The following is a 21,710-nucleotide window of genomic DNA, read 5'->3' as shown; positions in this document are numbered from 1 at the left end:
CCCTAGCGATTATTGATTCAAAATGTTTCTCGGAAGATTGGCCAATTAATTGCACTGCGCACATTAACCGGCGCAAACGAGACAGCCAGTCCTGTTCCACGACGCCTCTCGCCCGGCGAACTCATAACAACAACGTCAGGGTGAAGCCTATGAACATCTGTCGACTTGTCGGGTTAGTCCTCGCACTTGTAACCCTCAGAGCCATGGCGGCAGATCCCGTAGAGGTGGATCCGCCCGTGCCGGAGGTGCCAAGCCTGCAGTCCTTGCGCGGCATGGTGCCGCCCGATCCCTCCGGAACCGAGGGCGGCCGCAAAGTCGACTTGATGACCGACTACGTACTCAATCGCTCCGCCGCGATCCTTCTCGGCAAGGCGCTGTTCTGGGACATGGAAGTCGGCAGCGATGGCGCCACGGCATGCGCATCTTGTCACTATCACGCCGGCGTCGATCACCGCATCACCAACCAACTCAACCCCGGCCAGGCACACACCAACGCCAACGTCGCCTCGATCTTCAACAAACCCTTTGTAGCACCGGACATCCCCGGTGACGTGGCGTCCTACGCGATGCTGTCCGGCGGCAAGGGCGGGCCGAACTACACGCTGAAGAAAACCGATTTCCCGACCCACGTGCTGAGCAATCCACTGGAGCGCAACTCGCCGATCGTTTATTCGAGCGACGATGTCGTCGGCTCCCAAGGCGTATTCGATGCCAACTTCGTCAAACCCAACCAGCCACGTTTCGACAAATGCACCCAGCAACCGGACGGCATCTTCCAGGTCGGCGGCATCAATGTACGCCGCAGCACCGGGCGGAATGCGCCGTCGGTGATCAACGCTGCGTTCAATGTGCGCAACTTCTGGGACGGCCGGGCCAACAACGTGTTCAACGGTTTCTCGCCGTTCGGCAATCGCGATCCCGATGCAGGGATTTACGTGACCGCCGAGCGCAGCACCGTGGCAAGCAAAGTCCGGCTGGCGCTCAACGATGCTTCCGCCGCGTCGCAAGCGGTGGGCCCGCCGGGTAGCGGGGTGGAAATGTCCTGTGGTGGCCGCACTTTCGCTGACATCGGCCGGCGCATGCTCGATCAACTGATGCTCAAACAACAGCGGATATCTTCCAACGACTCCGTGCTGGCATCAGTATCCGGCGCGCGGCGTCCGACCTATCGCGAACTGATCAAAAACGCCTTCCAGCCACGCCTGTGGAACGCCACGCAAAACGTGCTGGTGGGTGGCGCGCCGTACACGCAAATGGAAGCAAATTTTCCGTTGTTCTTCGGGCTGGCGATTCAGATGTACGAATCCACCCTGATTTCTGATCAGGCGCCAATCGATGCCTATCTGCAAGGCGACTCAACCGCCATGAATGCGCAGCAGGTCCAAGGCATGAACCTGTTTCTCGGCAAGGGTAAATGTGTGAACTGCCATGGCGGCGCGGAGCTGACCAACGCGGCCAGCCGCCTGCTGATGCATCCGCGTGAACGCATCGAACGCATGGTCATGGCCGATAACCTCACCACCCTCTACGACAACGGTTTCTACAACACGGGTGTACGTCCGACCTCCGAAGATCTGGCCCTCGGTGGCTCGGATGCCTGGGGCAACCCATGGTCGTTCAGCCGTCAGTACAACAAGGTGTTGCAGGGCGCCAGCATTCCCGATTCGCTGGACGTCGATGTCTGCACCTTTGAAGCGCCACTCAGCGCAGCGATTCCGTGCGACGCGACACTCAAGCCCAACGTCAACTTCCGCGATTCAGTCGATGGCGCGTTCAAAACCCCGACCCTGCGCAACATCGCGCTGACCGGGCCGTACTTCCACAACGGCAGCCGCGCCACGCTCAAGCAAGTGATGGAGTTCTACAACCGCGGCGGTGATCGCCGTGGTGAAGACGCCAACAACACCAGCGGTTTCGAACACCCTTCGGCGAATCAGCACAACACCTCCAACCTCGATCCGGACATGACCAACCTCAATCTGACGCCTGAAGAAATCGACGCACTGGTGAAATTCATGGAAGTCGGCCTGACCGATCCGCGCGTGGCTTGGGAGCGGGCGCCGTTCGATCATCCATCACTGGTTATCCCACAAGGCCATATCGGAGATGAAAACGTCGTGACCCAACGTCCGGCCAGTCCGAAAGTCACCACCCGCCAGGCATCGGACGCTTTGATCAATCTCAAGCCCTACGGGGCCGAAGGACGGAGTTCGGCGGAGGGGCCGTTGCTGCCGTTCTACAACGATCTTTGAGGGATAATTCCGGGCCTGGCCATCAGTCATGATGGCCATTGGCTCGTTCAAGGCAAAAAACTTGGTAAATCGCTCAGATACTCAGCTTTTCTGCCGTTAAAGAGACTGCGTGTGATCTGGATCACATTGTGTGTGCTTAACTGCACGCATTGCAGGCACAATGCCATCTCTTTGCCATGACGGGTCGGAGCTTTACCCTTGCCGCGTTCTTCCGCTGTACGTTTCAGCCATTTCCTACCATCACTGCTGTTGCTGCTTGCGGGGTTGGCGGCTGCGTACGTCAAAGACCTCAGTGTGTTCTTCACTTCGCTGTTCAACGTGTTGCCGACGTTGGTGCTGTTGTTGGGCGGCGCGTATTGCGCGGTTTACCGCCGACAGCGCGAACTGTTTCTGATGCTCACGGTGTACATCGCCTACTTCTTGCTCGACACCCAGACCGACTATTACCGCGACAACGGCAAGGTGCGCGAAGACGCCGCGGTGGTGTTCCACCTCGTCTGTTTATTGCTGCCGTTGTTGTTTGGGCTGTTTGCGGCGTGGCAGGAGCGCACGCATCTGTTTCAGGACATGATTGCGCGCTTCGCCGTGTTGCTGGCTTTTGGCAGTGTGGCATTGGGCCTTGAGCAAAGTTATCCCCAGGCATTGCTGATCTGGCTGTCGGAAATCCGCTGGCCTGCGCTGCACGGCGCGTGGATGAGCCTGATCCAGCTGTCCTATCCGGTGTTTATCTCGGCGTTCCTGCTGCTGGCCTGGCAATACTGGCGCAATCCGCGCCCGCTGCACGCAGCTCAATTGGTTGGCCTGCTCGGCGTGTTCTGGATGCTGCCGAAAACCTTCATCCTGCCGTTTACCCTGAATATCATGTGCAGTCAGGTGATGTTGATGATCGCCGCTGCAGTTGCGCACGAGGCTTATCAAATGGCCTTCCGTGACGAACTGACCGGTCTGCCGGGCCGTCGCGCACTCAACGAACGCATGCAGCGCCTTGGCCGCAACTACGTGCTGGCGATGAGCGACGTCGACCACTTCAAGAAATTCAACGACACACACGGCCACGATGTAGGCGATCAGGTGCTGCGATTAGTCGCCAGCAAGCTGTCGAAAATCAGCGGTGGCGGTAGGGCCTATCGCTATGGCGGTGAGGAATTCGCCCTGGTGTTTGCAGGCAAAACCCTTGAAGAGTGCATGCCGCATCTTGAGGTGATTCGCGAGTCGATTGCCTCCTACAACATTCAACTGCGTAATCAGGAAAACCGACCGCAGGACGATCAGCAAGGTCGGCAGCGCCGCGCCGGCTCCGGTGCCTCCAGCGTTTCGGTGACGGTGAGCATTGGCGTCGCCGAGCGAGTGGAGCAGCGCAATCCGGAACAAGTGCTGAAGTCCGCCGACGAAGCGCTCTACGCCGCTAAAGGCGCGGGGCGTAACTGCGTGGTCGCATTCGGCCAGAACCGCCGCGGCGCGGTGCGCATGGACACGGCCGCAGGTTGAGTGATGACGGCGCATTCAGCGTCTGCACAATGATTGTGGGGCGTGGTGGCCAGCAGTAGGTTGGAGAAATCTGCTGACGGAGAAGCCACCATGCCTGATTACAAAGCCCCCCTGCGCGACATGCGCTTTCTGATCGACCACGTCTTCGACTTCCACGCCAACTACGCCGCCCTCGGCGCGGATGACGCGAGCCCGGACATGATCAACGCGATCCTCGAAGAGGGCGCGAAGTTCTGCGAGAACGTGCTGGCACCGCTCAATCGCAGCGGCGACGAAGAGGGCTGCCATTTCGACAACGGCGTGGTGACAACGCCTACGGGCTTCAAGCAGGCTTTCGCACAATACGTCGAGGGCGGCTGGCACGGTCTGGCCGCAGACCCGACCTACGGCGGCCAGGGCCTGCCGAGTTCGCTGGGGCTGGTGATCAGCGAAATGGTCGGCTCCAGCAACACCTCCTGGGGCATGTACCCGGGGTTGACTCACGGCGCGATGTCGGCGATCCACGCCCATGGCAGCGCCGAGCAAAAAGAAGCCTATCTGAGCAAACTCACCGCCGGCCAATGGACCGGCACCATGTGCCTGACCGAAGCCCATTGCGGCACCGACCTGGGCATTATCAAGACCCGCGCCGTGCCTCAGGCAGACGGTAGCTACGCGGTCACCGGCAGCAAGATTTTCATCTCCGCCGGCGAGCACGACATGAGCGACAACATCATTCATCTGGTGCTGGCCAAGCTGCCGGACGCGCCGGCCGGGACCAAAGGGATTTCGCTGTTTATCGTGCCGAAATTCTTGCCGGATGCGGCGGGTGAGGCAGGTGAGCGCAACGGCGTGTCCTGCGGTTCGATCGAACACAAGATGGGCATTAAGGCTTCGGCTACCTGCGTGCTCAACTTCGATGGCGCCAAGGGCTACCTGATCGGCGAGCCGAACAAGGGCCTCAACTGCATGTTCACCATGATGAACCACGCGCGCCTCGGCACCGGCATGCAGGGCTTGTGTCTGGGCGAGGCAAGCTTTCAGGGCGCGATCAAATACGCCAACGACCGCTTGCAGATGCGCTCACTGACCGGCGCCAAAGCCCCGGACAAAGTCGCCGACCCGATCATCGTCCACCCGGACGTGCGGCGCATGTTGCTGACCATGAAAGCCTTCAACGAAGGCAACCGCGCGCTGACTTACTTCACCGCACAGTTGCTCGATACCGCACATCTGAACAGCGACGCCGACGCGCGCCAGGAGGCTGAAGACTTGTTGGCGTTCCTCACGCCGATCTGCAAAGCGTTCATGACCGACAGCGGGCTGGAAGTGACCAACCTCGGCATGCAGGTGTTCGGTGGTCATGGCTTCATTCGTGAATGGGGCATGGAGCAACTGGTGCGCGACTGTCGGATCGCTCCGATCTACGAGGGTACCAACGGCATTCAGGCGCTGGATTTGCTCGGGCGCAAGGTGCTGGGCAGTCAGGGCAAATTGCTGCGCGGCTTTACCAAGATCGTCCATAAGTTCTGCGCGGCCAACGCTGAGCACCCGCAACTGGGCAGTTTCGTTGCGCAGCTCAATGAGCTGAACCAGCAGTGGGGCGACTTGACCATGAAAGTCGGCATGGCGGCGATGAAGAACCCGGATGAAGTGGGCGCGGCGTCGGTGGATTATCTGATGTACAGCGGTTACATCATTCTCGGTTATCTGTGGTTGCGCATGGCATTGGTGGCGCAGGCGCAACTGGAGGCGGGCGAGGGCGAGGCGGATTACCTGCGCGGGAAGTTGGCGACGTGCGAGTTTTACTTCAAGCGTTTGTTGCCGCGTACGGCGGCGCATCGGGCGGCGATCGAGGCGGGAAGTGATTGCCTGATGAAACTGCCTGCGGAGTTGTTTGCACTTTAGGGAAGATCGAAAGATCGCAGCCTTCGGCAGCTCCTACGCGGGATCTGATTTCTCTGTAGGAGCTGGCGAAGGCTGCGATCTTTTTGTGATGACTAAAAATAACAAAACAGTCACCGGTTGACCCTATGTGTCGCAAAAGTTGTTGAGGTACACTCCGGCTCAACGAAAACACCATTCCACGAATCACCGTTTAGATCTTGCGAGGTTTGCCATGGCTGACTACAAAGCGCCGCTGCGCGATATGCGCTTCGTCCTCAATGAAGTGTTCGAAGTCGCCAAGCTCTGGGCCGAACTGCCAGCGCTGGCCGAGACCGTCGACGCCGAAACCGTTGAAGCCATTCTCGAAGAGGCCGGCAAGGTCACCAGCAAAAGCATCGCGCCGCTGAGCCGCGCCGCTGACGAGGAAGGTTGCCACTGGGTCGACGGCGCCGTCACCACTCCAGCCGGTTTCCCACAGGCTTATCAGACCTACGCTGAAGGCGGCTGGGTCGGCGTTGGCGGTGACCCCGAGTACGGCGGCATGGGCATGCCCAAAGCCGTGTCGGCGCAGGTTGAAGAAATGGTCAACTCCGCCAGTCTGTCCTTCGGCCTGTACCCGATGCTGACCGCCGGTGCCTGCCTGTCGATCAATGCCCACGCCAGCGAAGAGCTGAAAGCCGCGTACCTGCCGAACATGTACGCCGGCGTCTGGGCAGGTTCGATGTGTCTGACCGAGCCGCACGCCGGCACCGACCTGGGGATCATCCGTACCAAGGCCGAGCCTCAGGCTGACGGTTCCTACAAGGTCAGCGGCACCAAGATCTTCATCACCGGTGGCGAACACGACCTCACCGAAAACATCATTCACCTGGTATTGGCGAAACTGCCGGACGCCCCTGCGGGCCCGAAAGGCATCTCGCTGTTCCTCGTGCCGAAGTTCATGGTCAATGCCGACGGCAGCCTCGGCGCGCGCAACCCGGCGAACTGCGGTTCGATTGAACACAAGATGGGCATCCAGGCCTCCGCGACCTGCGTGATGAACTTCGACGAAGCCGTGGGTTATCTGGTCGGCGAGCAGAACAAAGGCCTGGCCGCGATGTTCACCATGATGAACTACGAGCGTCTAGGCGTCGGTATTCAAGGCCTGGCGACCGGCGAGCGTTCGTACCAGAACGCTGTCGAATACGCCCGCGACCGCCTGCAAAGCCGTTCGCCGACAGGCGCGCAGAACAAAGACAAAGTCGCTGACCCGATCATCGTCCACCCGGACGTGCGGCGCATGCTGCTGACCATGAAAGCCTCGAACGAGGGCGGCCGTGCGTTTTCCACCTACGTGGCAATGCAACTCGACACTGCCAAGTTCAGCGAAGACGCCACCACGCGCAAACGTGCGGAAGATCTGGTCGCGTTGCTGACGCCAGTGGCCAAGGCATTCCTCACTGATCTGGGTCTGGAAACCACCGTGCATGGCCAGCAGATTTTCGGCGGCCACGGCTATATCCGCGAGTGGGGTCAGGAGCAGCTGGTGCGTGACGTGCGCATCACGCAAATCTACGAAGGCACCAACGGCATTCAGGCGCTGGATCTGGTCGGGCGCAAGATCGTCGGCAGCGGCGGCGCGTTCTACCAACTGTTCGCCGACGAGATCCGCCATTTCACCGCAACTGCCAGCGCCGATCTGGGCGAGTTCACCAAGCCGTTGAACGATGCGGTCGACACCCTCGACGAGCTGACTTCGTGGTTGCTGGATCGGGCGAAAAACAACCCGAACGAAATCGGCGCGGCCTCGGTCGAATATCTGCAAGCGTTTGGATACGTTTCCTACGCCTACATGTGGGCATTGATGGCCAAAGCCTCACTGGGCAAAGAAGCGCAGGACGATTTCTATGCCAGCAAACTTGGCACTGCGCGCTTCTATTTCGCCCGTTTGCTGCCGCGCATTCACTCGTTAAGCGCGTCGGTGAAGGCCGGTAGCGAGTCGCTGTTCCTGCTGGATGCGGCGCAATTCTGATGCGATAGCGTCATGTAAGCATTCTCTTACATGACGTGCTGCTGTTCTCCCATATGCGCGGATTGGATCCACGGCTAATCTACATTTCATGGACGTCGCGCAGGAAGCGCAAAGCAACAACACGGACACGTAGGATTCTGCCAGGGTGGCGGAGTGAAATGGATGTCAGGGAAACAGTCTGCAAAGCCCCGCTTCGGCGGGGTTTTCTTTTGCCTGCAGAAAAGTGCTTAGGCCAAGGGGTCCAACGCCGGCTTCACTTCGCGCTCCATCACTTCTTCCAGCAACGTCTGCAACATCGCCAAAGACGCCTGCTGACGCTGCACATCGCGACACACTAAACCTACCTTCAGCGGAACTCGTGGTTCGCTTAGCGGTTTCCACAGCAAATCCTGATCGTCGTACTCCTTTTGCGAACGCCCGGGCAGCACCGTCGCCAGCTTGGTGTGCGGCAAACTGTCGAGAATTCCCACCATGTTGTTCAACTCGGCTTGCACCTGCGGACGTCGTCCGAGGGCGGTCAGTTGCGCCTGCCAGATCTGGCGAATCTGAAACTCTTCACCCAGCAGCAACATGGGCAGTTCAGCCGCTTGGCGCATCGAGACTTTCTTGAATTCACGCAAGGGGTGATCGGCCGGGATAACCAGCGTCAGTTCATCTTCATACAGCATCACGCCATGCAGGCCCGGTTGGCGCGGCGGCAGATAACTGATGCCGATGTCCAATGAACCGTTGAGCAGACGCCTTTCGATTTCAAGCCCAGTCAATTCATAAATCTGCACCACCAAGTGCGGCTGCGCCTTGCGCACCCGCTCAAGCATTTGCGGCACCAGACTGGTGTGCACCGTTTGCAAAACGCCGATCGCCAGCGTGCGCAAGGCTTGGCCCTTGAAATTGCCCAATGCCTCGCGCGCCCGTTGCAAGCCATCAAGCAATGGCACGGCATGGTTGTACAGCGTGTGCGCGGCGAGAGTTGGCAGCAGGCGTTTGCTGCTGCGTTCGAACAGAGTGACGTCGAGGTTTTGCTCAAGTTGGCGGATCTGCTGCGACAGCGCCGGTTGCGAGATCGACAGGCGCTCGGCGGCGCGGCCAACATGACCTTCTTCGTAGACCGCGACGAAATAACGCAGTTGTTTGAAATCCATAAGTAATACTTATCGAAAATGCTGGTAAATCGAAATGGCCCGTAGGCGTCAGTGAGCCTAGTCTAACCGCATTCACAAGGCTTACAGGGCCAGAAAGCGCGATGAATAGCGTTCGCTTCGAGAGTGTTTGCATAGGCAGTTCAAAACACCTGAGACAAGGTGTTTTTCAATGAATCTGTTCAGTTTGCGGCGTCAGACGCCGAGTCTTGATGACCTCGCTTTCGAGGCCAGTTCTTCTGATATCAGCGAAAATCCCAGCGCTGCGCGCTTGATGCCCAGCGTCGAACGGCCGCAACAGGTGTTCGTTCGGGGTCAGGGTTCGTGGTTGTGGGACAGCAATGACCGTGCGTACCTCGATTTTTCCCAGGCCGGTGGTGCCAACAGCCTTGGTCACAGCCCGTCGGCGCTGGTCAAAGCTATTGCCAGTCAAGCCCAGGCGCTGATCAATCCCGGTTTCAATCTGCATAATCGCGGCATGCTCAGCCTTGCCGAGCGTCTGTGCGCCGCCACTTTCAGCGATCAGGCCTACTTGCTCAACAGCGGCAGCGAAGCCTGTGAAGCGGCGATCAAACTCGCGCGCAAGTGGGGGCAGCTGCATCGCGGTGGCGCCTCGCGGATTATCGTTGCGAAGCAGGGTTGTCACGGTCGCAGTCTGGCGACAATCTCCGCCTCGGACAGCTGCAACCTGCACAACCGGTTTGCACCGTTGTTGCCGGGTTTCGATCCGGTTCCGTTCAACGACTTGCCGGCCCTGCACGCGGCGGTCGATGCGCAGACCGTGGCGATCATGCTTGAGCCGATCCAGAGCGATGCCGGCGTCGTTCCCGCCACCGAGCATTACCTCAAAGGTGTCGAACGGCTGTGCCGCGAATTGGGCATTCTGCTGATTCTCGACGAAGTGCAGACTGGCATCGGCCGCTGCGGCGCTCTGCTCGCGGAACAGTACTACGGCGTGCGCGCCGATATCGTCGTGCTCGGCAAAGGACTTGGCGGCGGTGTGCCATTGGCGGCGCTGCTGGCACGGGGCAAAGCATGCTGTTTCGAGGCCGGCGAACTGGGCGGCACGCATCACGGCAATGCATTGATGACGGCGGCCGGTCTGGTAGTGCTCGACAGCGTGCACGACCGCAGCTTCCTCCAGCAGATCAACGATAACGGCCAGCATCTGCGCGAGGGCCTGGCCCGATTGGCACACCGCTACGACCACGGCGAACTGCGCGGTCAAGGTCTGTTCTACGGACTGACCCTGTCAGACGATTCCGCCGAGGCCGTGGTCCACGCCGCCCTTCACGAAGGCTTGCTGCTCAACGCCCCGCAAGCCAACTGCCTGCGTTTCACCCCGGCGCTCACCGTGAGCAAAAGCAACATCGACGAAATGCTCCTGCGCCTGGGCCGCGCCTTCTCGCGAGTGCGTACGGCGCAACTGCAATGCCGCAAAGGGATTGCCGTCTGAGCTGAAGTTTCCTACCCGATTTCCAGAACCGTCTCGCGGTATAACGCACGCCCCACGCCTGATTCTTTTGGCGTGGGGCGTTTTTTTGTGGGGTGGTGGCGATCAAATGGCCGTTGCACTGAACCCTGACGAACGGCGCAGGTCGATTAGCTTGTATGGCTCGTGTGAGCCAACCCCCATTCAGGAGCTGCCCCATGGACTTCATTCGCATCATCATCGCCATTCTGTTGCCACCACTGGGCGTGTTTCTGCAGGTCGGGTTTGGCGGGGCGTTCTGGTTGAACATTCTGCTGACGTTGTGCGGGTATATTCCGGGGATCGTGCATGCGGTGTATATCATCGCCAAGCGCTGAGTTCTGCGGCGCCAAGTAGATAGCTTTCGCGAGCAGGCTCGTTCCCACAGGGGATTTGTGAACAACACAGATCCAATGTGGGAGCGAGCCTGCTCGCGAATGGGGCAACTCGATTTTGAATGGGGCGCGGTGATCAGTCCGCCAATCCCATCACCCGCCGATAGAACTTCCACTCCTGCTCCAGTGCATGCGCCTGATTGGCCGCGCGGCGGAAGCCGTGGCGTTCGTCGGGGTAGTAATGCGCTTCGACCGGGATGCCGTTTTTCTCAAGTGCCTTGACCATGTCGCGGGTCTGTTGCGGGACGACGACAGCATCCAGTTCACCCTGAAAGAAAATCACCGGCACGCGAATGTTGCTCGCGTGCAGCAACGGCGTGCGGGCAGCGTAGCGTTCGGCGTCTTGCTCGGGATCGCCGATCAGCCAGTCCAGATAATCACCTTCAAATTTGTGCGTTGCCCGAGCCAACGCAACCGGGTCGCTAACGCCGTACAAACTCGCTCCGGCGCGGAAAACCTGTTTGAAGGCCAGCGCACATAACGTGGTGTAGCCGCCTGCGCTGCCACCACGGATGAATGCGCGCTCACCGTCGATCAAACCCTGTTCGGCGAGATACCTCACCACCGAGCAAGCATCCTCGACATCCACTTCACCCCAGCTCAGGTACAAGGCCTGGCGATATTCGCGGCCGTAACCGCTACTGCCGCGATAGTTGAGGTCGGCGACGGCGAAACCGCGTTGCGTCCAGTACTGAATGCGTGGGTCAAGCATCGGGTAGCAGGCCGATGTCGGGCCGCCGTGGATGAACACCACCAGCGGCGGTTTCGCCTCGCCGCTCATGGCCGGATAAAAGAACCCGTGCGCCTCGCCCGATCCACTCGGATAACGCAACGTTTGCGGACGGCTGATGCGCTCAGCAGGCAAGGGCGCCACTCCACCCACCAGCACGTTCACTTCTCGCGTGGTTCGATCAATGGCAATGACCGCCGAAGGACTGATTGGTGAGGCGGCGATGCAGTAGATAAATCGCTCATCCACAGCGAGATGACGGAAGCGGCTGTAGTCGCCAGTGAAATCTTCGTCACCCAGCGTCAGGCGACCAAAACCACCTGCGCTCCAGCTCGCCAAAAACGAATTATCAACAGGCAGCCAGGTACAGCCGCCCAGTTGCCACGGTGCGGGTGCGTGATCGGCCTGTGCAGCAGGTAATGGCTCCAAACCGTCGGAAGTCTCAGCCCACGGTTGCCAGAATCCACCGCGATCGGTCAGGCAATACAGGCAACCGTCGGCATCGAATCGCGGTTGTTGGATGGACTCTTCAAATTCGGCGCCGGCAACGCATCGCGGCGAACCAAAAGCGCCATTGGTCGAACGCTCAGCCACCATCAACCGGGTCGAGGTCCACGGCTGATGCGGGCGACTCCACTCGATCCAGGCCAAACGCTGGCCATCCGGGCTGAGTGTGGGCGCCGCATAAAAATCCGCACCCTCAACCAACAAATGTCGCGTCCCATCCGCCAGATCAATCGCCACCAGCCGATGCTGATCATGCAGTTCCTCAACCGCCAGCACCTGGCCAAAAGAAAAATGCAGATCACCATAACGACACTCACCCGACGTCAGCGCCTCAGGCGTTCCATCCAGCGTCTGCCGATACAACTGCTGATCCGCCTCAGCGACAAAAACCACCCCGTCCGGCGTCAGACAAAACGCGCCACCGCCATATTCGTACACCCGACTGCGCACACTGAAACCGTTCGGTGTCAGACATTTCGCCACGCCATCACGCCAATGCCAGATCCGGCACGCAGCATCTTCCGGGCGGTATTCATTCCAGAACAGCCCATTGGCGCCGAGTTGCAGTTCGGCGAAATCCATCCCGGCTGCGACGGCTTGCGAGGCGCTGAAAGGTTCAGCCCTTGGCGATGAGGCGTGAGTTTCGTTCATTGCGAAAGGCCAGTTGTTCGATGGTCTGGGTGGCGGTCTCGGCTTCTTCGCGGGCCTTGAGGATCACGCCGTGATGTTCGGACTTGCTGCACACCGGGTCAGCATTGCTCGCATCGCCGGTGAGCATGAACGCCTGGCAGCGACAGCCGCCGAAGTCTTGTTCTTTCTCATCGCAGGAGCGGCACGGCTCGGGCATCCAGTCGTAACCGCGAAAGCGGTTGAAGCCGAACGAGTCATACCAGATGTGCTGCATGCTGTGATCGCGCACATTGGGAAATTGTACCGGCAGCTGTCGGGCGCCATGGCAGGGCAGGGCGGTGCCGTCCGGGGTGACCGTCAGAAAGATGCTGCCCCAGCCGTTCATACAGGCTTTCGGGCGTTCTTCGTAGTAATCCGGGGTGACGAAAATCAGCTTGCACGGATGCCCTTCGGCTTCCAGTTTTGCGCGGTATTCGTTGGTGATGCGTTCGGCACGGACCAGTTGCTCTTTGGTCGGCAACAGGCCGACACGATTGAGCTGCGCCCAACCGTAGAACTGGCAGGTGGCGAGTTCGACGAAGTCGGCTTCAAGCGCAATGCATAGCTCGATGATGCGGTCGATTTTGTCGATGTTGTGCCGATGGGTGACGAAATTCAGCACCATCGGATAACCGTGGGCCTTCACTGCGCGAGCCATTTCCAATTTCTGCGCGAAGGCTTTTTTCGAACCGGCGAGCAGGTTGTTCACTTGCTCGTCACTGGCCTGAAAACTGATCTGAATGTGATCCAGTCCGGCCTTTTTGAAGTCGCTGATTTTCTGCTCGGTCAGGCCGATGCCGGAGGTGATCAGGTTGGTGTAGAAACCCAACTGCCGCGCTTCATGAATCAGCTCGGCGAGATCCTGACGCACCAGCGGTTCGCCACCGGAAAAGCCCAGTTGCGCCGCGCCCATCTCCCGCGCTTCGCGGAAGACCTTGATCCACTGCTCGGTGCTCAGCTCTTTGCCCTGCTCGGCGAAATCCAGCGGATTGGAGCAGTACGGGCATTGCAGCGGGCAGCGGTAGGTCAGCTCGGCGAGCAGCCACAGCGGCAGGCCGATTTCAGGCTTGGGCGGCAGATCAGGCAAGTTCGATCCAGTGCTGAGCACGGGCAACCTCCATGAATTGCTCGATGTCGTCACCGAGCTCGGGCACGCCGGGGAACTGTTCATCGAGTTTGGCGATGATCGCCGCCACATCGCGCTCACCGTCGATCAAACCGCCGATCAGCGCCGCCGTTTCGTTGAGTTTGATCATGCCTTCCGGGTAAAGCAGCACGTGGCCTTTTTGCGCCGGCTCGTACTGGAAACGGTAGCCAGGGCGCCAGCTCGGGACTTTGCTGCGGTCGAAACTCATAAGGTGATTCCTTTATGCCAGACCCGTTGTTCGGTGACGCTGTGGTACGGCGGGCGGTTCAGTTCGTAGGCCATGCTCATGGCATCGAGCATGCTCCAAAGAATGTCCAGTTTGAACTGGAGAATTTCCAGCATGCGCTCCTGGCCTTCGCGGGTCTTGTAGTGCTCGAGCGTGATCGCCAGACCATGCTCGACATCACGCCGTGCCTGACCGAGGCGGGTGCGGAAATATTCGTAACCGGCGGGGTCGATCCACGGGTAATGCTGCGGCCAACTGTCGAGGCGCGATTGGTGGATCTGCGGCGCGAACAGTTCAGTCAGCGAGCTGCTGGCGGCTTCCTGCCAACTGGCGCGGCGGGCAAAGTTGACGTAGGCGTCGACGGCGAAACGTACGCCGGGCAATACCAGTTCCTGGGAACGTAGTTGATCCGGGTCGAGACCAACCGCTTGACCGAGTCGCAGCCAGGCTTCAATGCCGCCGTCTTCACCGGGGGCGCCGTCGTGGTCCAGCAGGCGTTGAATCCACTCGCGGCGGATTTCCCGATCGGGGCAGTTGGCGAGGATCGCCGCGTCTTTCAGGGGAATGTTCACCTGATAGTAGAAGCGGTTGGCGACCCAGCCCTGAATCTGCTCGCGCGTGGCGCGGCCTTCATACATCGCCACGTGGTACGGGTGGTAGATGTGATAGTAAGCGCCTTTGGCACGCAGGGCCGCTTCGAATTCGGCGGGGGACAGCGGGGTGTCGGTCATTGCGGTTCTCCGGGGAACAACCGTTGGAATCCTGGGTATCTATCCGGACGCCTTCGCGAGCAAGCTCGCTCCCACAGGGTTTGTGAACGCCACAGATCCAGTGTGGGAGCGAGCTTGCTCGCGAAGAGGCCGGTCGCTACAGCACAATACTCATGCCGTCGAACGCCACTTCAACATTACGCCGCGCCAGTTCGGCACGCTCCGGCGAATCTTCGTCGAGAATCGGATTGGTGTTGTTGATGTGGATAAGCACCTTGCGCTGCTCTGGCAGTTGTTCCAGCACTTCGAGCATGCCGCCAGGCCCGTTCTGCGCCAAATGACCCATCTCACGACCGGTGCGGGTGCCGACGCCACGGCGCTGCATTTCATCGTCATCCCACATCGTGCCGTCGACCAACAGGCAATCGCTGCCCGCCATGATTTCCAGCAGCGGCGCATCGACCTTGCCCAGGCCCGGCGCATAGAACAATTTGCCGCCGGTCTTCAAGTCTTCAACGATCAAACCGATGTTGTCGCCCGGATGCGGGTCAAAGCGATGCGGCGAGTACGGCGGCGCGGCACTGCGCAATGGCAGCGGGGTAAAACGCAGGTTCGGGCATGCGGCCACGGTGAAGCTCTGGTCGAGTTCGATGCGGTTCCAGTCCAGCCCGCCGTTCCAGTGGGTGAGCATCTTGAACAGCGGAAAACCAGTGCTCAGATCTTCATGAACCATGTCCGTGCACCAGACCTGATGGGGGCAGCCTTCGCGCAGGCTGAGCAGGCCGGTGGTGTGGTCGATCTGGCTGTCCATCAGAATGATCGCGCTGATGCCGGTGTCACGCAGGGCGCGGCCCGGTTGCATCGGGGCGAAGCTTTGCAGCTGCGCGCGGATGTCCGGCGAGGCGTTGCACAGCACCCAGTTCACGCCGTCATCGGAAATCGCGATGGACGATTGGGTGCGCGCCTTGGCATTCAGGCTGCCGTCGCGAAAGCCTGCGCAATTGACGCAGTTGCAATTCCACTGCGGAAAACCGCCACCAGCGGCCGAACCCAGAATCTGGACGAACATGAACACTCCATCATTTCAACGCGGAAAATAAAACGCCCCGGCGAGCCGAGGCGTTGCACTGCAGTTCTATGTAAGCAGAACTCAGCGGCTGGCGAAGTACATGGTGACTTCGAAGCCGATACGCAGGTCGGTGTAAGCAGGTTTTGTCCAGGACATGGTGTGTCTCCTCGGGGTGGGTGGGATAGCGCTGTCCATAGGTATAGTCCACGGCAGCGCAAAGATGTTCCAAATAGTTAGGCTGCTATGTTACTCAAAATTTCCGGGTAAATGCCCGTGAATCTTTGAGAAAGCTCCTTGCAGCCTCGGTAATGATCAATTTGTCGCTTGCCACGGGGTTTCGGGCGCCGGATCGCTGGCGAGGCAGAGCCAGCCGCCTTCGGCGTTGATCAAGCGCTGCGCAGCACTGAGCAATGTCTGGCGATCCAGTTGGCGGATCGCAATGATCAATTGCTCAAGATAATCCGACGAGTGGCCAGCGAGCTTGGCCTGCCAGAGAATTTCGGCGGCATCCTTGCTGGTCAGTGTGTAGTCATCCAACTGATCCGCGAGGTTTTGCCATTGCTGACTTAGACTGGCTCCATCAAGTTGTTCGATCAACGCGGGAATACCGCTGAGAAACTGTTGAATGTGTTCGAGCAACTCCGCAGGTTTCACACTTGGCGATTGCACACCGAACAGCAGGGCGGTCTGGCCCTGGATCTGGCGAAGCGCACTGAACACGGCATAGCCCAATTGCAACTCGACTCGCAAACGCTGATAGAACGGTGTCTGACACAGTTGCGCGAGCATTCGCCATGCGGCTTCGTCGGCGATATCGCGATTGGCAGTTGGGCAGAACAGCAACAAGGCGTGTTCGCTGGAAGCGGTATCAATGTGGCACCAGTGTTTTCGCGTTGTCATCGTCGCAGGCGCTGGCAACTGGTTATCCGGAGTCCCGGGAATACGGCTAAGGGCCAGGCCCATGGCAGATTGAGTCTGTTGATCAAGACCCAGAGCAAGGCCGTCCCAGCGAGAACTTGTCCACAGCTGTTTGGCGTCGTCACCGATGTTGACTGATTCCACTACCTGTTCCGGCAGCGCTTTGAGCAGTTGGCGGATGGGGATCAACGGCGCTTCCGGCTCACCGCGCGGCGAATCGGCGTCAATTTGCGTCAGAGATTTCAGCGCATGCTCAAGGACGCTAGGCATTGGCTCTTTCAGACCCGTGAGCTTCAGCAGCCATTGATTGCCAGAGGCGCTGAAACACAAATCGACCCCGGCTTCGCTTGCGTCCTGCTGAGTTTGCCGAAGACTGCGTTGCAACCTTGAGAGCAGGTCAGCACTGGCGGCAGCCTCTACTTGCCAACGCAGATAGATCGCACCTTCATCGCCAGTGTCTGGCAGCGCCTGGCTGAATTGCATCGGTGAACGCTCACGACGACCGCGTGAGCGATCCTGAGCGAACGTGCGCAGCCCACGGTGGGCGCTGGTCTGGCCGCGAATCAGTCCGGCGTTGGCCAAGGGTTCGCTGGCTCGTAGAAAAGGATTGGCAGCAGGCAGGCTCCAGTGATCGCTGAAGTTATCCACAGTGCCGATTTCACCGAGAATGTGAGCGAGGGCCTCTACGCCTGCCTCGGACAAACCATTTTCCAACTGTTCACTGTCGAATCGCGCCAACTGCAGCGCGCCGCTGGCTTGCTGCTGGCGCTGAAGCAGAGCTGCGTATTCTTTGCGCAGTGGCACCCAATCTTGTTGAGCAAAGAAACTCAGCCAATCCAGCACCTGCGCGCCAATGGCGTTTAACGATTCGGAAGCTGCGATGAACTCCAGATGCAGCAACGCTTGGCTGTCAAATTGATAGACCGGCGCAGCTTTTAATCCATCAGCCAGCTTCTGCTGCTGCAAATGCGCCTGTAACCCGCCGGGTTTGGCGCTGTTCAACCAATGGCAGAGAAACGCCAAAGCCTCGACAGACGACTCAGGCAAGGCATCGAACGCAAACAGCAAATTGCAGCGTCGCTCACCGAGCTGTTGATAACTTTTCACCGCTAACGGCAGGGGCATAGCCTGCGCAACGTTATCCCCAGCCGGTAAGCCTTGCGAAAATTGCTCAGCCAGTACTTTTAACTCTTCAAGACCCTGCGGCCCAACCAGGCTCAACGTCATTTGCCCGGTCCGATAAAACTGCTGGTGGAAATCTTTCAACGCCTGTTGAAACACGGGCTGCTCAATTTGCAGGCTGTCCCGATTCCCCGCATGGAACCCGCGCAACGGATGTTCTGCCGGTAAACCTTCATACAACGCAAACTGCTGCTGCGCCGCAGGATCCTGCGACCAGGCGATAAATTCCGCCTGCAACACTTCGCGTTCGCGCAACTGATCGTCCGGATTCATACGCGGCTGTGCGAGCATGTCTGACAGACGTTCCAGCCCAGCGCTGAACGAGCGTGTCGGCAGCTCAAAGAAAAAGTCGGTAGTACGTTCGCGGGTGCTGGCATTCACTTGGCCACCGTGACCTTGCACGTAAGCCATCAGCCCTTCATTCGCCGGGAAACGCTCGGTGCCGAGAAACAGCAAATGCTCGAGAAAATGCGCCAGTCCCGGCCACGCCAACGGCACGTCATGGCTACCGGCAGCCACGCGCAAGGAAGCGGCGCTACGCTTCAGACCTGGCACATGACGCAGGGTCACGCGCAAGCCATTGGCCAGGGTTTCGGTGTGAGGGCGGGGGTGAGTCGGCGCAGGCATGGGCACTTCCAGAACAGTGAAGTGCCAATGCTAGCGGATTAGCGCTGATTCAGCGCGCCGTAAAGCTCCGGACGGCGGTCGCTGAGATAGCGATTGGCCGCGCGCGAGTCGAGCATCGACTGCCGATCCAGTTCACCGATGATCAGCGCTTCGTCGAGTCCGGCCTGAGCGATGCGGCTGCCATCCGGTGCGGCAAGGCTGCTTTGCCCGCAGTAGTGGATCTCGCCTTCGTTGCCGCAATAGTTGGCGTAGGCCACATAGCACTGGTTTTCGAAGGCGCGCGAACGCACGGTGACATCGGCGACGAAATCGAACGGAACCATGTTCGCCGTCGGCACCAGAATCAGCTCGGCGCCGGCGAGTGCCAAACGGCGGGTGTTTTCCGGAAACTCCAGGTCATAACAAATCAGGAAACCGAGCTTCCAGCCATTGAGTTCGACGATGGGGAAATCATCGTCGCCGGGGCTGAACATCGAACGATCCAGATCGCCGAACAGATGCGTCTTGCGGTAATTGCACAGGCGCTCGCCGTGCGAATCGATCAACTGCACGGCGTTGTAGATCTGCCCGTCGGCGGTGCGCTCCGGATAGCCGTAAACAATCGCCAAACCTGCGGCTTTGGCGATTCGCCCGATCTGCTGTGCCCACTCACCGTTGTAAACCTCGGCCAAGGTGCTGACCGCTTCGGCGCCAATGTTGTAGCCGGTCATGAACATCTCCGGCAACACCAGCAGGTCGGCACCCTTGGCCTCCATCGCCAGTTGATGCAGGCGTTGCAGGTTGGCGGTGGGGTCCAGGGGCAGCGGTGGACATTGGTAAAGGGCTACACGCATCAGGGATTCCTCTTACTCGGGCAGGGCGATAGGGCCGATATCTTTGAACACATCACCCGGGCCCGGGTTCGCTTTATGTGTCGAACCGCCGAAATGCTTCATGATTCCCCACACTGCGTTGAGCGAGGTCTGCACCGCGCCTTCCACCCATGCCGGTGTCCACGAAACGTCGTCGCCGGCGATGAAAATCCCGCGTTGCTCGGCCGGCATATCGTCCTGCATGAAGTGCGCGTACATGCGCTGGTTGTAGCGATAGTGGCCGGGCAGTGCACCTTTGAATGCGCCGAGGAAGTACGGATCGGCTTCCCACGACACGGTGATCGGGTCGCCGATGATCCGCGCGGCGATGTCGACCTTCGGGTAGATCTTTTTCAACGCATTCAACGCCAGCTCAACGCGTTTCTCCACCGGATGCGGAAGCATCTTCAGTGCGTCACTCATCCATGAGTAGGACAGGCAGATCACCCCCGGTTTGTCGTCGCCGTTGTCGAACAGGTAAGTGCCGCGGGTCAGGCGATCAGTGAGGGTCATGCTCATCAGGTCGCGGCCGGTTTCCGGGTCCTTGTCCTTCCAGAACGGCCGGTCGACCATCACAAAAGTCTTCGAAGATTGCATGTAGCGAGTGCGGTCCAGTGCCATCCACATCTTCTGCGAGAACAGGGTTTCGTCGCACTCGATCTGCGTGGTCAGCAGCCAGCTCTGGCAGGTAGTCAGCACGGCGGCGTATTCGCGGGTGTCGCCGTTGTTATCGGTGACCGCGAAACGGCCATCCGCCGCGTGGGCAATTTTTTTCACGCCGGAACGCGGCGCGCCACGGTGCAGGGATTTCAGGCTGGTGCCTTCGGGCCAGTGCACGCAACGCTCCGGCACATGCCGCCAGATGCCTTGCGGTACTTGCTCGACGCCGCCGACCACCAAGTGTTGGTGATCGTCGCAGTTGGTCATCACCACGCGGAAGATTTCCAGCATCGAATTGGGGAAGTCCGAATCCCAGCCGCCAGTGCCGAAACCGACCTGACCGAACACTTCTCGGTGATGGAACGACAGTTTGGCGAAGGCCTCGGAGGTGGCGACGAAGTCGTAGAAGGTGCGGTCGTCCCACAGCGGCACCAAAGTATTCCACAGCTCTTTCAGGCGCGGCACATCGCGGTCGCGGATGGCTTGCTGGATATCGGCGAACTGCGAACCGGCCTCCAGAGCATCCGCCCAGGCGTCAGCCACTTCCTGGAACAGTGCAGGAAGATCCGCCAGTTTCTGTGCGTAATGGGTTTTGCCTTCGAGGTCGATCACCGTGCTGCCGGAGGCCGGCGTCAACGGGTTCGGGAAGGGTTTGGTCTCGAGGCCGAGCTTGTCGACATAGTGATAGAACGCGGTGGAGGACACCGGGAAGCGCATGCCGCCCAATTCGGCGACGATGCCGTCAGTCCCGTTGAACGCTTGCGAGCGCAAACGACCGCCAAGCTTCGACGCCTCGTAAACCACTGGTTTCAAACCGAGCTTCATCAACTCGTAAGCCGCCACCAAGCCAGCGATGCCAGCGCCGACAATCGCCACTTCAGCGCCATGATGGTGTTCAGGGATAGTGCCGAGACCGGCCGGGTGTTCGATCCAGTCGTCGAACGCGAACGGAAAGTCCGGACCGAAAATTGTGACTGGTTTCTTACCGTCTGCAGGATGGCGATTGTTCTTGTTCATGGCTGACCTTGCTGGCGACCCGACGCGGGATGCGCGTCTGAGTATAGGAAAAGATGCCAGCCATTCTAGGGAGCGTAGAGAACGTTAATAAGACGCAAAGTGTCGTCGTTTTGCCATATTAGTGATCAATATGACGGTTGGAGACTGCACACCGACCAAAATGTGGGAGCGAGCCTGCTCGCGAAGAGGTCCTGAAATTCACCCGAGAAGCTCGATCAAAATCTTAAACCGGCTGCCCCCGATCAATCTTGCTACTCAAAATAATCGAGGTCGTGGTCTTCTCAACGCCATCCACCCCGCCAATCTGATCGAGCAACTGATCCAACTGCTCCGGCGAATCGGTGCGCAGCCACGCCACATAATCAAACTCGCCACTCACCGCACACAACTGCTGCACCTGCGCCATCGCACTCAACCGCCGCAACACTTCCTTACCGGATCGCGGCTGCACCTTGATCCCGACATACGCCTGCAATCCGCCATCGACCACCCGCTGACCCAGACGCACGCCATAACCGGTGATCACTTTGGCTTTTTCCAGCCGCGCCAGACGCGACGTCACGGTGGTGCGCGCAATGCCCAATTGCCGGGCGAGCATGGCCACGCTTTCGCGAGCGTTGATCTGCAGGGCGGCGATTAGCTGGCGGTCGATTTCATCAAGCACGGGCGGGCGGATGTCTGGCAAGGGGGCGGCTCCATTGGCGCGAATCGGTGGCTTGCGCATGTTACAGGCTCAATAGAGGGGACGCTCGCAGACGATGATCAGGTTTTCACC

General features: G+C 59.5%; 17 protein-coding genes. 6 read left to right on the top strand and 11 right to left on the bottom strand.

Annotated elements, in window-relative coordinates:
* Positions 1 to 149: 149 nt before the first annotated feature.
* From ACZ0A4_RS21465 to ACZ0A4_RS21450, 4 genes are all read left to right on the top strand, one after another.
* Positions 150 to 2,252: a cytochrome-c peroxidase gene (locus tag ACZ0A4_RS21465; RefSeq protein ID WP_463576291.1), complete on the top strand. Its 2,103-nt coding sequence runs from the start codon at positions 150 to 152 to the stop codon at positions 2,250 to 2,252.
* Positions 2,253 to 2,450: 198 nt separating this feature from the next.
* The gene (locus tag ACZ0A4_RS21460) at positions 2,451 to 3,740 is read left to right on the top strand and encodes a GGDEF domain-containing protein (protein WP_463576290.1); all 1,290 of its coding nucleotides are present in this window, start codon (positions 2,451 to 2,453) and stop codon (positions 3,738 to 3,740) included.
* Between the two features lie 90 nt (positions 3,741 to 3,830).
* On the top strand, positions 3,831 to 5,627 hold the full coding sequence (locus ACZ0A4_RS21455; RefSeq protein WP_463576289.1) for an acyl-CoA dehydrogenase C-terminal domain-containing protein: 1,797 nt from the start codon (positions 3,831 to 3,833) through the stop codon (positions 5,625 to 5,627).
* Positions 5,628 to 5,838: 211 nt separating this feature from the next.
* Positions 5,839 to 7,617 (top strand): acyl-CoA dehydrogenase C-terminal domain-containing protein, encoded by a 1,779-nt coding sequence (locus ACZ0A4_RS21450; protein WP_463576288.1) that lies wholly within the window; start codon positions 5,839 to 5,841, stop codon positions 7,615 to 7,617.
* A gap of 227 nt (positions 7,618 to 7,844) precedes the next feature.
* Here ACZ0A4_RS21450 and ACZ0A4_RS21445 read toward each other — a convergent pair whose 3' ends face one another.
* On the bottom strand, positions 7,845 to 8,759 hold the full coding sequence (locus ACZ0A4_RS21445) for a LysR family transcriptional regulator (protein WP_463576287.1): 915 nt from the start codon (positions 8,757 to 8,759) through the stop codon (positions 7,845 to 7,847).
* A gap of 169 nt (positions 8,760 to 8,928) precedes the next feature.
* Here ACZ0A4_RS21445 and ACZ0A4_RS21440 point away from each other — a divergent pair, with 169 nt between their 5' ends.
* Both ACZ0A4_RS21440 and ACZ0A4_RS21435 read left to right on the top strand, forming a co-directional pair.
* On the top strand, positions 8,929 to 10,212 hold the full coding sequence (locus ACZ0A4_RS21440; protein ID WP_141126659.1) for an aspartate aminotransferase family protein: 1,284 nt from the start codon (positions 8,929 to 8,931) through the stop codon (positions 10,210 to 10,212).
* 194 nt (positions 10,213 to 10,406) lie between these two features.
* Positions 10,407 to 10,565, top strand: a complete 159-nt coding sequence (locus ACZ0A4_RS21435) for a YqaE/Pmp3 family membrane protein (RefSeq protein WP_003228885.1) — start codon at positions 10,407 to 10,409, stop codon at positions 10,563 to 10,565.
* Between the two features lie 133 nt (positions 10,566 to 10,698).
* On the opposite strand, the gene ACZ0A4_RS21430 is transcribed toward ACZ0A4_RS21435, so the two are convergent.
* The 10 genes from ACZ0A4_RS21430 to ACZ0A4_RS21385 form a co-directional block, all read right to left on the bottom strand.
* The gene (locus ACZ0A4_RS21430) at positions 10,699 to 12,510 is read right to left on the bottom strand and encodes an alpha/beta hydrolase family protein (RefSeq protein ID WP_463576286.1); all 1,812 of its coding nucleotides are present in this window, start codon (positions 12,508 to 12,510) and stop codon (positions 10,699 to 10,701) included.
* Positions 12,476 to 13,615, bottom strand: a complete 1,140-nt coding sequence (gene pqqE / locus ACZ0A4_RS21425; protein ID WP_463577610.1) for a pyrroloquinoline quinone biosynthesis protein PqqE — start codon at positions 13,613 to 13,615, stop codon at positions 12,476 to 12,478. Before pqqE ends, ACZ0A4_RS21430 begins: the two co-directional genes overlap by 35 nt.
* A complete protein-coding gene (pqqD, locus tag ACZ0A4_RS21420; protein WP_008085169.1) occupies positions 13,608 to 13,883 on the bottom strand; it encodes a pyrroloquinoline quinone biosynthesis peptide chaperone PqqD in 276 nt (91 codons plus the stop codon). Before pqqD ends, pqqE begins: the two co-directional genes overlap by 8 nt.
* Positions 13,880 to 14,632: a pyrroloquinoline-quinone synthase PqqC gene (gene pqqC / locus ACZ0A4_RS21415; protein WP_042606685.1), complete on the bottom strand. Its 753-nt coding sequence runs from the start codon at positions 14,630 to 14,632 to the stop codon at positions 13,880 to 13,882. Before pqqC ends, pqqD begins: the two co-directional genes overlap by 4 nt.
* Before the next feature lie 136 nt (positions 14,633 to 14,768).
* Positions 14,769 to 15,680 carry a pyrroloquinoline quinone biosynthesis protein PqqB gene (gene pqqB / locus ACZ0A4_RS21410; protein WP_064388219.1) on the bottom strand — a complete coding sequence of 304 codons (912 nt, stop codon included), beginning with the start codon at positions 15,678 to 15,680 and terminating at the stop codon, positions 14,769 to 14,771.
* A gap of 81 nt (positions 15,681 to 15,761) precedes the next feature.
* Complete coding sequence (gene pqqA, locus ACZ0A4_RS21405; RefSeq protein WP_003422658.1) at positions 15,762 to 15,836, bottom strand: pyrroloquinoline quinone precursor peptide PqqA; 75 nt, start codon at positions 15,834 to 15,836, stop codon at positions 15,762 to 15,764.
* A gap of 156 nt (positions 15,837 to 15,992) precedes the next feature.
* Positions 15,993 to 18,407, bottom strand: coding sequence for a pyrroloquinoline quinone biosynthesis protein PqqF (pqqF, locus tag ACZ0A4_RS21400; RefSeq protein WP_463576285.1), 2,415 nt, complete (start codon positions 18,405 to 18,407; stop codon positions 15,993 to 15,995).
* A gap of 38 nt (positions 18,408 to 18,445) precedes the next feature.
* Positions 18,446 to 19,240 carry a carbon-nitrogen hydrolase family protein gene (locus ACZ0A4_RS21395; RefSeq protein WP_463576284.1) on the bottom strand — a complete coding sequence of 265 codons (795 nt, stop codon included), beginning with the start codon at positions 19,238 to 19,240 and terminating at the stop codon, positions 18,446 to 18,448.
* Between the two features lie 12 nt (positions 19,241 to 19,252).
* Positions 19,253 to 20,935, bottom strand: a complete 1,683-nt coding sequence (locus ACZ0A4_RS21390; protein WP_463576283.1) for a flavin monoamine oxidase family protein — start codon at positions 20,933 to 20,935, stop codon at positions 19,253 to 19,255.
* A 223-nt stretch (positions 20,936 to 21,158) separates the two neighbouring features.
* Entirely contained in the window at positions 21,159 to 21,620 is a 462-nt protein-coding gene (locus tag ACZ0A4_RS21385) for an Lrp/AsnC family transcriptional regulator (RefSeq protein ID WP_025108603.1), read from the bottom strand.
* Positions 21,621 to 21,710: the final 90 nt, after the last annotated feature.

It is taken from the genome of Pseudomonas sp. AC172 (assembly GCF_979258595.1).
This window is presented reverse-complemented; position numbering and strand designations above follow the sequence as displayed.